The organism is Micromonospora sp. WMMD1120, assembly GCF_029626235.1.
Classification (GTDB): domain Bacteria; phylum Actinomycetota; class Actinomycetes; order Mycobacteriales; family Micromonosporaceae; genus Micromonospora.
Genome location: NZ_JARUBO010000005.1, coordinates 4,588,093 through 4,600,040, shown reverse-complemented (window position 1 = coordinate 4,600,040; position 11,948 = coordinate 4,588,093). Strand labels below are relative to the sequence as shown.

Annotated in this window: 9 protein-coding genes, 1 tRNA gene and 1 pseudogene; 3 read left to right on the top strand and 8 right to left on the bottom strand. The window is 70.6% G+C overall.

Translation table 11 applies throughout. The annotated features are described in order from the left end of the window. Window positions 1-538 precede the first annotated feature (538 nt). The 3 genes from O7634_RS21485 (at window position 539) to O7634_RS21475 (ending at window position 4,171) form a co-directional block, all read left to right on the top strand. Window positions 539-2,221, top strand: coding sequence for a hypothetical protein (locus O7634_RS21485; RefSeq protein ID WP_278151904.1), 1,683 nt, complete (start codon window positions 539-541; stop codon window positions 2,219-2,221). Between the two features lie 192 nt (window positions 2,222-2,413). Then, window positions 2,414-2,818, top strand: a complete 405-nt coding sequence (locus O7634_RS21480) for a DUF4265 domain-containing protein (RefSeq protein WP_278151903.1) — start codon at window positions 2,414-2,416, stop codon at window positions 2,816-2,818. A gap of 141 nt (window positions 2,819-2,959) precedes the next feature. Then, window positions 2,960-4,171, top strand: coding sequence for a hypothetical protein (locus tag O7634_RS21475; RefSeq protein ID WP_278151902.1), 1,212 nt, complete (start codon window positions 2,960-2,962; stop codon window positions 4,169-4,171). Window positions 4,172-4,482: 311 nt separating this feature from the next. On the opposite strand, the gene O7634_RS21470 is transcribed toward O7634_RS21475, so the two are convergent. The 8 genes and pseudogenes from O7634_RS21470 to O7634_RS21435 all read right to left on the bottom strand — a co-directional run bounded on the left by O7634_RS21470 (window position 4,483) and on the right by O7634_RS21435 (window position 11,932). Further along, a tRNA-Pro gene (locus O7634_RS21470) sits at window positions 4,483-4,556 on the bottom strand. Window positions 4,557-4,738: 182 nt separating this feature from the next. Then, entirely contained in the window at window positions 4,739-6,145 is a 1,407-nt protein-coding gene (gene der / locus O7634_RS21465) for a ribosome biogenesis GTPase Der (RefSeq protein ID WP_278151901.1), read from the bottom strand. A 212-nt stretch (window positions 6,146-6,357) separates the two neighbouring features. After that, window positions 6,358-7,038, bottom strand: coding sequence for a (d)CMP kinase (gene cmk, locus O7634_RS21460; RefSeq protein WP_278151900.1), 681 nt, complete (start codon window positions 7,036-7,038; stop codon window positions 6,358-6,360). A gap of 196 nt (window positions 7,039-7,234) precedes the next feature. Beyond that, on the bottom strand, window positions 7,235-8,005 hold the full coding sequence (locus O7634_RS21455; RefSeq protein WP_278151899.1) for a pseudouridine synthase: 771 nt from the start codon (window positions 8,003-8,005) through the stop codon (window positions 7,235-7,237). Then, entirely contained in the window at window positions 7,992-8,876 is an 885-nt protein-coding gene (gene scpB, locus O7634_RS21450) for an SMC-Scp complex subunit ScpB (RefSeq protein WP_278151898.1), read from the bottom strand. Before scpB ends, O7634_RS21455 begins: the two co-directional genes overlap by 14 nt. A gap of 52 nt (window positions 8,877-8,928) precedes the next feature. Further along, window positions 8,929-9,840 (bottom strand): annotated as a pseudogene (locus O7634_RS21445) (segregation/condensation protein A); the annotation flags it as partial. A gap of 23 nt (window positions 9,841-9,863) precedes the next feature. Continuing rightward, entirely contained in the window at window positions 9,864-10,787 is a 924-nt protein-coding gene (locus O7634_RS21440) for a ParA family protein (RefSeq protein ID WP_278151897.1), read from the bottom strand. A 179-nt stretch (window positions 10,788-10,966) separates the two neighbouring features. After that, a complete protein-coding gene (locus O7634_RS21435; RefSeq protein WP_278151896.1) occupies window positions 10,967-11,932 on the bottom strand; it encodes a site-specific tyrosine recombinase XerD in 966 nt (321 codons plus the stop codon). Window positions 11,933-11,948 lie beyond the last annotated feature (16 nt).

Genomic DNA, 11,948 nt, shown 5'->3' with positions numbered 1-11,948 from the left:
GGCTGAACTCTACTCGGTCCGCCATGCCCGACTACGCTGAGCGCTTCCCCGACAGCACGGTGTTCCACGATCTCCACGACGCGGCTTGGTCCCGGAGCCACCGCCGCGACCGCGATCGCGAGCAGTCCGGCAGCGGATGGATCCGGCCGCGGGCGTCCCGTGGGTCCGGAGCCCGGTGAGGGCCTGCAGCGACCCTGGCGGGTCCTGTTTCGACAGCGGGAAGACGCGCCGCTGCACCGATCGCGACTCCTGCATGACAGGACGCCATTGATACGTAGCGTAAGTCCTGGCTAGCTGATCGGCATTGATCGAGGTCTTGACTCTATGCGCCGCTCTGCTCATGATTTACTGCGGCGGTTCAACAGTGAGGGTCAATGTGACGACGCAGGTAGAGCCACCGGCAGAAGGCCCCACATCAACCGTCACTCCCCGCGAGCGCGGACGCGATGGCCGACTCGCGCGTGCCATTTCAGGCACGAGGGATCGGCTGACACGTGGAGCCCATCGGCGGGAGCTGAGTATCGCGAGCCTCGGTTCAGTGCTCCTCGCCGTCGCGATGATCTGGCTGATTCCGCCGTACGCGCTTCGCCTGATGACTGCCGGCGCCAAGACCGCGCCGATCGCCGACCCGGCCCACACCATCGTCGGTGACGTGGGTGACCCGACCGCCCAAGCATGGCTGGTGGGATGGAATGGCCACGCTGTCACCCACGGTCTGCGTGGCCTTTGGGATACCAACGCTTTCTATCCCGACAAGTACGGCCTGGCCCTGAACGACAGCCTGCTCGGCTATGCCCCGGCAGGGCTGATAGGCAACGGTGTGGTCGCCGCCGTGCTGCGCTACAACATCCTGTTCGTGCTGGCCTTCGCGCTCGCCTTCCTCGGCGGCTACGCGCTCCTGCGCCAACTTGGCGCGAACAAGGTCGCCGCCGCGGTGGCCGGGGCCGCCCTCGCCTACGCGCCCTGGCGCTACGGCCACGACGGCCATCTGAACATCCTCTCCACCGGTGGCATCACTCTGGCCTTGGCGATGCTGGCGCGCGGCCACGGACTCTCGTTGACCCGCGGCTACCTTGCCGAACGAGTCCGGCCGGGATGGGCGTTCGCCGGCTGGCTCGTCGCGGCCTGGCAGGTCAGTCTTGGCTTCGGCGTGGGGCTGGGATTCGTATACGTCCTCGCCACTCTCTGCCTGATCACACTGACAGCCTGGCTGATCCACCGCCCACGCCTTGACCGCCGGCTGATCGTCAGTGATCTGATCGGCGGGCTGGTCTTCACCGCGGTGACCGGATACTTCGCGTACGCGTACCAACACGTGCGCGAGCTCAACCCACGTGTCACCCGGGACTGGGACTACGTCGCGCACTTCTCCCCGACACTGCGCGGACTTCTCGTGGCGCCGCAGTCCTCGCTGCCCTGGGGCACCCTGCACACCGACGCCCGCACCGCTCTTGGTGGCGCACCGACGGAGAAGGTGCTGCTCTGCGGGTACGCACTGTATCTACTGGCCTTCGCCGGCCTGTTCATATCCCGCTGGTCACCAGTGCAACGGCTCCTGCTGCTGTTCGGGACGGTCGTCGGAGTGTTGTTCGCGCTGGGCACGAACGGGCCGATCTACCGTCTGCTCTATCTTTACGTGCCCGGGTTCGACGGTTCCCGTACACCAGGTCGGTTGATCTTGTGGCCCACTCTCTGTATGGCCATCCTCGCGGCCGGCCTGGTTTCCCACCTGGCGGAGGTGGCTCGCAGGAACGCCAAGCCGGAATGGTCGGTGGAAGCGGCACGGTTACTGACCGTTCCGTTGCTGGTTCTCGTGCTGGCTGAGGGTCTACCTGACCTGAAGCACCCCCAAACCCCAGCCAAACCGGCCGCGATGGCGCTAGCCGCCGCGCACGCTCCGACCATGGTATTGCCGTCCGACGACGGCAACGACCTCAACGTCCTACTGTGGTCGACCGACGGTTTTCCCACCATGGTGAACGGTGCGGCCAGCTACACCACGCCCAGCCGTCAGGCGATCCGCGACGTCATGGCGACCTTCCCCAGCGAGCCGGCCATGGAACGGTTACACCAGCTCGGCATCCGCAGCGTCGTCCTGCTGCGCGACCGGGTGTACGGGACCCCATACGAACCACTGCTCAACATCGCCGACGTCCCCGGCATCACCCGCCACGACGTCGGGTCAGACGTGGTCTACACCATCGACGCCAAAGGGAGGTGATGTTGGGACATCCTCGCCATGGCGCTTCGGCCCGGCCTGCACCACTACCAGGTGCGTCGATACGACGCTGGTACCTCAATGGTGTAGCAAACTGAAGCGATGCCCCCGACAAGCGACGTCCCGGCCGCACCGGCAGTGGAACGGGTGCAAGTGTGGTTCCCGATGTCAGGTGGACCAGCCTCAGCCCTCGGGATGGGTGCCCAGCCTCTCGCGCCGGACCGAGTCCGGCTGCCATCCGCGCCTTGGGCCAAGCTGAACGCCGCCAAGGGCGACATCTTTCGAGTTCAGCGTGACGAGGACGGGCAGCTCTGGGTACGGGAGAAACTCGAGGCATCCGGTTACTGCGCGATCCGGGTGACACTTGCCCCCGGCAGTCCGCTCGGCCCACTCGATGTTGGTACCGAAGCCATCCTCGAGAGATTCAGCGCGCTGGGCATCCCCGGCACCGGCATGTTCGGGGTGACGGCAATCGACGTTCCGCCCAACGCCGATCTCCGACGTGTGCGCCATCTGCTCGACACAGGCAAGCGCTATGGCTGGTGGGGTTACGACGAGTTGTGTGTCACCGAGGCTTGGCGGACGGTGGTGGCACCGTAGCGCCCACCGCTGGTTCCTGACGATCGTTGGCAGCAGGAGCCCGCTCGATTGTGGCGTGTCGCCCGGGTGACTGCTTCAACACGGTCTGTGGCCCATCGTGGTCCCGGCGGCTCTTGTCAGAGCCAACGGAGGAGGGACAACGTGACGGTACAGGTCGGCTCGCTCATCTACCGGGCCAGTAACCTGCCGCAGCATGCTGCTGCGGTGGGGGCGGTGTCAGACGGGATACCGGCGATGCTGTTCGGCAGCTTGACGAAGCTGTGGAAGTTCGTCGATGCAGACGCGCTGGTCAAAGCGCTGGCAGTGCTGCGGCAAGCGAACTGGACCGGCGCCCTTGCTACGGCGCCCAGCGCGCTCTCGGTGAACCACACCGCTCCGTCCGGTGCGGAGAAAGCCGGCACCGTACGTATCGGCCGGGGTCAGGCGGCCATCGAGTACCCCACCTTGCTCGCCCTGCAGCAGACCGAGGTGTACCAGGCTCTGGTCCAGGGCGCGGCGTGGCTGGGCAGCCCCGGCTTCGCGGCGCTGGCCGCGGACACGGTTGCCGAACGCTGGCGATTCACCGACTGGGGCGAGGTGGACAACGCGTTGCAGGGTTGGGTGCCGGGTGCCCCGTACTCGCAGCAGTTGACGGCCCACCGCGTGGTCCGGCACCCGCCGAGTGTGCTGGCCTGGTACGACCCCGCGACAATGACATTCGGCCGGTCCCAGTTTCTCAACTTCTTCGGCGCCTGTGGCCCCACCGCCAAATATCTCCTCGGCCGCGTCCAGGACCTCGGCGGCGAGGTGCAGCTGGTTGCCGAGGAGTTCAGGCTGTCCGGCCCCAACGGCGCTGCCAAACTGGCCCAGCTGGTCCAGGCCGACTACCCGGGCCCGGTACTGATCAACGTGGTGAACGACGCCATCCACGAGTTCGTCCTGGAGCGGGCCACCGACGGTACGGCTGCGCTGTTCCAGGGGTATATCGGCGCGTACGACGCGCTGTGGTGGGCCGAACTCAACCGGGCCGAGGTCACCGTCAGCGGCAACGAGCTGATCACGTTGCAGAACCTGCGAACCACCTACGGCGGTGGCCGCGCAGTGCCGTTGCCCACCCTACTGACCAACCTCGGCACCTTCATGGGGGTCGACCAACTGCGCAACGCCGGCATCGCCTGGCGGGCACTGCCGTTCCTGCCAAAACAGAACTTCAACGACGACGGGCTGCCCTGCTTCGACGTCAGGGTATGGCAGGTCACCGATCCACAGGCAGTGCTGAACGCGTTGCGCACACGCCAGATCATCGACCAGCAGTTCACCTCCTGGCTGAGTCTGGCCGTGCTCAAGGAGGCCGAGAAAGCCGCCCCGCAGTAGCGGGAACGGCCGCGGGCGAAACCGCCACTCTCGCTGACGGCGAGCCGGCCGCAGAGCCGGCCAGGTGACCAGGCGGTCGTCGGCAGGGTCGGATGTCTTGGTCCGACCCTGCGCGCCGCCAGGTCGCAGATCGCGGCCCTCGGCGGCCACTCCGGCACGACCGTCACTGAGAGCGTCTACCGGCAAACCAACTACGGCCGGCGCTCCTGAGCGGCGCAGTCGCCATGGACCGGATCTCCGACGCTGAGGGTTAGTAACCCAGGCACGACAAAGGGGCCGTCTCGATCTTCCGAGATGGCCCCTCACCTGTGTCGGGACGGCCGGATTCGAACCGACGACCCCTTGACCCCCAGTCAAGTGCGCTACCAAGCTGCGCCACGTCCCGCCCCCGCGTGGTCTCCCCCGCGGCAGCCGGTACAGCTTAGCGCAGCCGCCCCATCCGGTCCGCACAGGCCCCACCCGCGCCGCAAGCACCGGAGCCACAGCACATCCCCTAAAGCTTCCTAGGAGGATGGCACGGAAATGCCGGACGGGCACCAGGCCCGTCCGGCGTTTCCCGCGTTACGGCTAACCGTGCGCCTTGCCCCGGCCGCCGGGGCCGAGCTTCTTGCGCGGGCGCACCGAGATCTCGATCGGGCTGCCCTCGTACCCGAACTCCTCGCGGAGCTTGCGCTCGACGAAGCGCTGGTAGCCGGCGTCCAGGGGGCCGGTGGTGAAGAGCACGAACCGCGGCGGCGCGACGCCGGCCTGCGTGGCGAACAGGATGCGCGGCGCGCGCCCACCGCGAACCGGGTGCGGCGTGGCCTGCACCAGCGCGGTCAACCACTGGTTGAGGTGCGCGGTCGGTACGCGGGTCTCCCAACTGGTCAGCGCCTTGTTCAGCGCCGGCGCCAGCTTGTCGACCGCCCGGCCGGTCATCGCGGACAGGTTCAGCCGGATCGCCCAGGGAATGCGGCGCAGCTCCCGGTCGATCTCCTTGTCCAGGTAGTACCGGCGGTCGGCGTCGACCAGGTCCCACTTGTTGAACGCGATGACCAGCGCCCGGCCTGCCTCGGTGACCATCGACAGGATCCGCTGGTCCTGTTCGCTGATCGGCTCGCTGGCGTCCAGCAGCACCACCGCCACCTCGGCGGCCTCGATCGCGCCGGCGGTGCGCAGGCTGGCGTAGTACTCGGTGCCGCTGGCCTTGCCGACCCGCTTGCGCAGGCCGGCGGTGTCCACCAGCTGCCAGGTCTGCCCGCCGATGTCGACGAGGCTGTCCACCGGGTCCACAGTGGTGCCCGCGACCGAGTCGACGACCGCCCGCTCCTCACCGGAGAACCGGTTGAGCAGACTGGACTTGCCGACGTTGGGCCGCCCGACCAGCGCCACCCGGCGGGGCCCGCGCGGGCGATTCTCCACGATCGTCGGGGCCTCCGGCAGCGCCGCGAGGATCGCGTCCAGCAGGTCACCGGAACCGCGCCCGTGCAGCGCCGACACCGGGAACGGCTCGCCGAGGCCGAGCGACCAGAGCGACACGGCCTCCATCTCGATGGACGCGTTGTCGGCCTTGTTCGCCACCAGGATCACCGGCTTGGCGCTGCGCCGCAGCATCTTCACCGCGGCCTCGTCCACGTCGGTGGCGCCCACCATCGCGTCGACCACGAAGAGCACCACGTCGGCGGTGACGACGGCGGTCTCGGCCTGCGCGGCGATGGCCGCCGCGCGGTCCTTCGCGTCCGGCTCCCAACCGCCGGTGTCCACCACCGTGAACGCCCGGCCGTTCCACTGCGCGTCGTACGGCACCCGGTCCCGGGTCACCCCGGGGACGTCCTCGACGACCGCCTGCCGGCGGCCGATGATCCGGTTGACCAGCGTCGACTTGCCCACGTTGGGGCGGCCGACAACGGCCACCACCGGCTGCGGGCCGGACGGCTCCTCGACGGCGACGTCGGGCTCCCGCAGCTCGACCCAGCCACCACCATCGCCACTCATGCCGCTCCTCCGCTGCGCTCCGGACCGCCATGAGGCACAACCACGCTGAGCCCGATGATTCGCTCGCTACGCTCGCTCATGCCGCTCCTCCGCTGCGCTCCGGACCGCCATGAGGCACAACCACGCTGAGCCCGATGATTCGCTCGCTACGCTCGCTCATGCCGCTCCTCCGCTGCGCATCGGAGCGCCACACGCCGCGCCCACGACAAACCTCATGCCACGCCCCGCTCGGACAGCAGGTCACGCATCCGGGCGACGACCTCGTCGATGCCCAGCTCGGTGGTGTCCAGCACCACCGCGTCGGGCGCCTGCGCCAGCGGGTTGACCTTGCGGGTCGAGTCGAGGCGGTCCCGGCGGGCCAGGTCGGCGGCGGTGGCCGCCACGTCGGCGGAGTCCTCGGCGCTGCGCCGGGCCGCCCGGGCCGCCTCGGAGGCGGTCAGGAAGACCTTGAGGTCGGCGTCCGGCGCCACGACCGAGCCGATGTCGCGACCCTCGACCACCATCCGACCGGCGTTGGCGATCATCTCGCGCTGCCGGCGAACCAGCAGCTCACGAACCGCCGCCACCGCCGCGACGGCGGAGACCGCGGCGGTCACCTCGGCGCCCCGGATGTCCGCGTCCACGCCGACACCGTCGACCGTCACGCCGTACCCCTCGGGGTCGGTGCCGATGCGCAGGTCCGCCTCGCCGGCGACCTTGGCCACCGACGCCGCGTCGGTGAGGTCCACGCCGGAGCGCAGCACGGCCCACGTGATCGCCCGGTACATCGCCCCGGTGTCCAGGTAGCGCGCGCCGATGTTCGCGGCGAGTCGCCGCGACACGGTGGACTTACCCGAACCGGACGGCCCGTCCACTGCGACCACACATCGCCCGGCCCGTACGTTTTGCTCCACCGTGTCCTCCTCAGCCCGTACCTCGCGGATCGCCCGGTGATTCGGCGCCGCAAGCGGTTGGTCAATCGTCATCAATCATGCCGGGTCCCGTCCGCGGACCCGCGTGCGCCGCCGCGGGAGGCGACCCACGCCACCTCCGCGACCGCGTCCCGGCCATCGGTGGAGCCTACCGGCAGCCGTACCCGGAACTCGGGGGTCAGTCACCCACCGCGCTGAACAGCGCGGTGACCTCGGCGTTGGTCAGCCGCCGCAGCCGGCCGGTGCGCAGGTCACCCAACCGGATCGGCCCGATCGAGGTACGCACCAGCCGGGTCACCGGGTGCCCGACCTCGTCCATCAGCCGGCGGACGATGTGCTTGCGCCCCTCGTGCAGGCTCAGCTCCACCTGGGCGGTTTTGCCCAGGGTGCCCACCACCCTGAACGAGTCGACCCGCACTGGCCCGTCCTCCAGCTCCACGCCGGCCAGCAGCCGCTTGCTCAGGTTGCGCGGGATCGGGCCGACCACCTCGGCCAGGTAGGTCTTCAGCACCTGGTACGAGGGGTGCATCAGCTTGTGCGCGAGGGTGCCGTCGTTGGTGAGCAGCAGCAGTCCCTCGCTCTCGGCGTCGAGCCGCCCGACGTGGTAGACCCGCTGGTCCAGTCGCCTGCCGATGAACTCGGCCAGCTCGTTGCGGCCCTTGTCGTCCGCCATTGTGGTGACCACCCCACGCGGCTTGTTCATCGCCACGTAGACCAGCCGGACGTCGACCTGGAGGCGCTCGCCGTCCACGTGGATCACGGCGGTGGCCGGGTCGACCTTGTCGCCGAGCTTGGCGACCCGCCCGTCGACGGTGACCCGGCGGCGGAAGATCAGGTCCTCGCAGGCGCGCCGGGAACCGACGCCGGCGGCAGCGAGCACCTTCTGCAGGCGCTCCGCCCCCTCGTAGACGGGGGCGTCGGGTTTCGGGGCACGGTTATCGGGTCGCATCAGCAAGCTCTTCTACGTCGTCGGGCAGGAAGGGTGCGAGGGGCGGCAGCTCGTCGACGGTGTTCAGCCCGAGCTTCTCCAGGAACAACGTGGTGGTCCGGTAGAGGAACGCCCCGCTGTCCTGTTCGGTGCCGCACTCCTCGACGAGGCCGCGGGTCACCAGCGTACGGATCACCCCGTCGCAGTTCACACCGCGGATCGCGGAGATGCGCGAACGGGTCACCGGCTGCTTGTAGGCGACCACGGCGAGCGTCTCCAACGCGGCCTGGGTCAATCGTACGGACTGCCCGTCCAGGACGAACCGCTCGACGTACGTCGCGTATTCCGGCCGGGTGTACAGCCGCCACCCACCGGCCGCCCGACGCAGCTCGAACCCGTGCCCCGCCGCCGTGTACCCGGCGGCGATCTCGTCGAGCACCGGCCCGATCCGCTCCACCGGCTGCTGCAGCACCTGGGCCAGCACCAGCTCGCTCACCGGCTCGTCGACCACCAGCAGGATCGCCTCCAACGCGCCGCGCAGCTCGGCGTCGGGCAGCTCCGGCGCCGGCTCCGGCGCGGCCGTCACCCGCCGCCGCCCCGCCGGCTGCCGCTCGGGTACGCCCGCAGCCTCCCCCGCCGCAGCCGGCTCCCCCGCCGCAGCCGGCTCTCCGGTCTCGCCCGACTCCCCCGCCCCAGCCGGCTCCTCTGCCTCGGCCGACTCCCCCGCCTCACCCGGAGCAGGGGCGGCCAGGTCCGGCGCGCCCTCGGCCGCCGCCCGGGGGTCGTCAGCGGTGTCGTCGTGGGGCGGGGTGTGCTGGCGGGGGCGTTCCCACGGCGGGACCCACGCGGCGGCCTGGTCGGCCAGCGACTCCCGGCGTTGCTCGTCACTCATCCCGCTCATCCTCCGTCGTGCCCGCTGCCGGTTGCTCCGGGTCGGCCGGGTTGCCGGCGTACTCGTCGACGTGCAGGTCGGTGTCGCCGTCGGCCGGGCCGGTCCAGCGCACCGTCAGCTCCTCCAGGGCCTGCTCCTGCACGAAGGAGACCAGGCCCTCCCGGTAGAGCTCCAGCAGCGCCAGGAACCGGGCCACCACCTCCAGGGTCGCCTCGCAGTCGGCGCAGAGCAGCGAGAAGGTGGCGGTGCCGGCGCGGCGCAGCCGGGCGGTGAGGATCGCGGCGTGTTCCCGGACGCTGACCCGGACCATGTGCACGTGGGCGATGGAGACCTCGGGCACCGGTTTCGGGGTCATCGCCTTCACGGCGAGCTTCAGCAGCCGTTGCGGGCCGATGCCGAGGACCAGGTCGGGTAGCGCCTCGGCGTAGCGGGGTTCCAGGCTGACCGCGCGCGGGTACCGGCGGCCGCCGACGGCCTCCAGCTCGGCGATGTGCGCGGCGGCCTCCTTGTACGCCTTGTACTGCAACAGCCGGGCGAAGAGCAGGTCCCGGGCCTCCAGCAGGGCGAGGTCGGCTTCGTCCTCGACGTCGGCGGCGGGCAGCAGCCGGGCGGCCTTCAGGTCGAGCAGGGTCGCGGCGACGAGCAGGAACTCGCTGGCCTCGCCCAGGTCCCAGTCGTCGCCCATGGCCCGGATGTAGGCGATGAACTCGTCGGTGACCGTGTGCAGGGCCACCTCGGTGACGTCGAGCTTGTGCTTGCCGATCAGTTGCAGCAGCAGGTCGAACGGGCCGGTGAAGTTGGCCAGCCGCACCGTGAAGCCGGTCGCGGCGGCATCAACCGGCGGCGCGGCGGGATCAGCGGGCGGCGCGGCGGGATCAGCGGGCGGCGCGCCGTCGACCACTGCCGGCGCTGCGGCCTCGGGTGGGTCCACTGGTGGCGCGGTCACCGCACGACCGTAGTCCACGAGGCGGGCACCGGGCGTTCCGGCTACCGCTCCGACTGGGCGGCGATCACCTCGCGGGCCAGCTGACGGTAGTTACGCGCCCCGGAGGACGCCGGGTCCATCGTCGTGATGGGCGAGCCGGCCACGGTGGACTCAGGGAACTTCACCGTCTTGGTGATCACGGTCTGGTAGACCTTGTCGCCGAACGCCTCGACCACCCGTTGCAGCACCTGCCGGCAGTGCGTGGTGCGGCTGTCGTACATGGTGGCGAGGATGCCTTCGAGCTCCAGGTCGAAGTTGAGGCGCTCGCGCACCTTGTCGATGGTGTCCAGCAGCAGCGCCACCCCGCGCAGGCTGAAGAACTCGCATTCGAGGGGGATGAGCACGCCGTGCGCGACGGTCAGCGCGTTGATCGCCAGCAGGCCGAGCGACGGCTGGCAGTCGATCAGGATGTAGTCGTATTCCTTGCGGATCGAGCGCAGGACCCGGGCCAGGGCCATCTCCCGGGCGACCTCGTTGACGAGCTGGATCTCGGCGGCGGAGAGGTCGATGTTGGCCGGTAGCAGGTGCAGACCGGCCACGTCGGTCTTGATCAGGACGTCCTCGGCGGTCACGTCGTCCTGCATGAGCAGGTTGTAGACGGACAGGTCGAGGTTGTGCGGGTTGACCCCCAGCCCCACCGACAGCGCGCCCTGCGGGTCGAAGTCGACGAGCAGGACCTTGCGCCCGTACTCGGCGAGCGCCGCGCCCAGGTTGATGGTGGTGGTGGTCTTGCCGACGCCGCCCTTCTGGTTGGCCATCGCGATGATCCGCGCGGGGCCGTGCCGGTCGGTGGGCATCGGCTCGGGGATCGGCTTGCGCATCGTGTAGGCAGCCGGGTCCGCCGGACCCAGGTCCGCGCCGAGCGTGGCCTGCTGCTCGCGGAGCTCCGACGTCCAGGTCTCGGCACGGTCACCGTTGCCAGCCATGTGCTCGTTGCCCCCTCCCGACGACCCACCCGGCGTCGGAGCCGTCCGACGTCCTTCGCGGCGCCGCTGCGCACCCCGGTCGTGTCGCTCCAGGAGGTCCGCGCCGATGCCGACTGTACGCCACCGACCAGCAGGGGGTTCAGCACCGGCCCGGCGTGTCGGCGTCGACCGCGAGCGGTTCAGCCCTGGGCGCGCGGGTGGGCGGTGGCGTACACCTCGCGCAGCCGCTCCACGGTGACCAGGGTGTAGACCTGGGTGGTGGTCACCGAGGCGTGTCCGAGCAGCTCCTGGACCACCCGGACGTCGGCGCCGCCGTCGAGCAGGTGGGTGGCGTACGAGTGGCGCAACGTGTGCGGGGACACGGCGGCCGGCCCGTCGACGGGCAGCACGGCCCGCTCGGCGGCGCGGCGCAGGATGCCCCACGCGCCCTGCCGGGACAACGGACCGCCGCGGGCGTTGAGGAAGACCGCCGGGGTGCCCCGGCCGGCGGCGGCCAGCCCGGGGCGGGCCCGGACCAGGTAGGCGCGCAGGGCGTCGACCGCGTACCCGCCGATGGGCACCAGCCGCACCCGGCCGCCCTTGCCGCGCAGCAGGACGGTGCCCTCGTCGGTGTCCAGGTCGTCGATGGCCGCGCCGACCGCCTCGGAGATCCGCGCGCCGGTGCCGTACAGGAACTCCAGCAGCGCCCGGTCGCGCAGCCCGAGGGGCGCGTCGTCGCCGGTGGCGGTGATCGGGCCGGCGGTCTCCAGCAGCCGGACCACGTCGTCGACGGGCAGCGCCCGGGGCAGCCGGCGCGGCGGGGTGGGCGGGCGGACGTCGCGGCTGGGATCGGCGCCGGTGAGGCCCTCGCGCACGGCGAAGCGGTGCAGGCCGCGCACGGCGCTGGCCGCGCGGGCGGCGGAGGAGACGGCGAGCGGCGGGTGGTCGTCGTCGCCCGCGCGCAGCCGCGCGAGGTGCGTCTCGACCAGGCCGGCGCCGACCGACGCGAGGTCGGTGACGCCGGCGTCGGCCAGGGTCGCCAGGTACCGCTCCAGATCCCGGCGGTACGAGGCGAGCGTGTTCGCCGACAGGCCCCGCTCGACGGTCAGGTGGTCGAGGTAGCCGCGGACGGCACGGCGCAGCGCCGGCGTGGGCGCGCTACCCACGCCGGCGGAGTCCGTG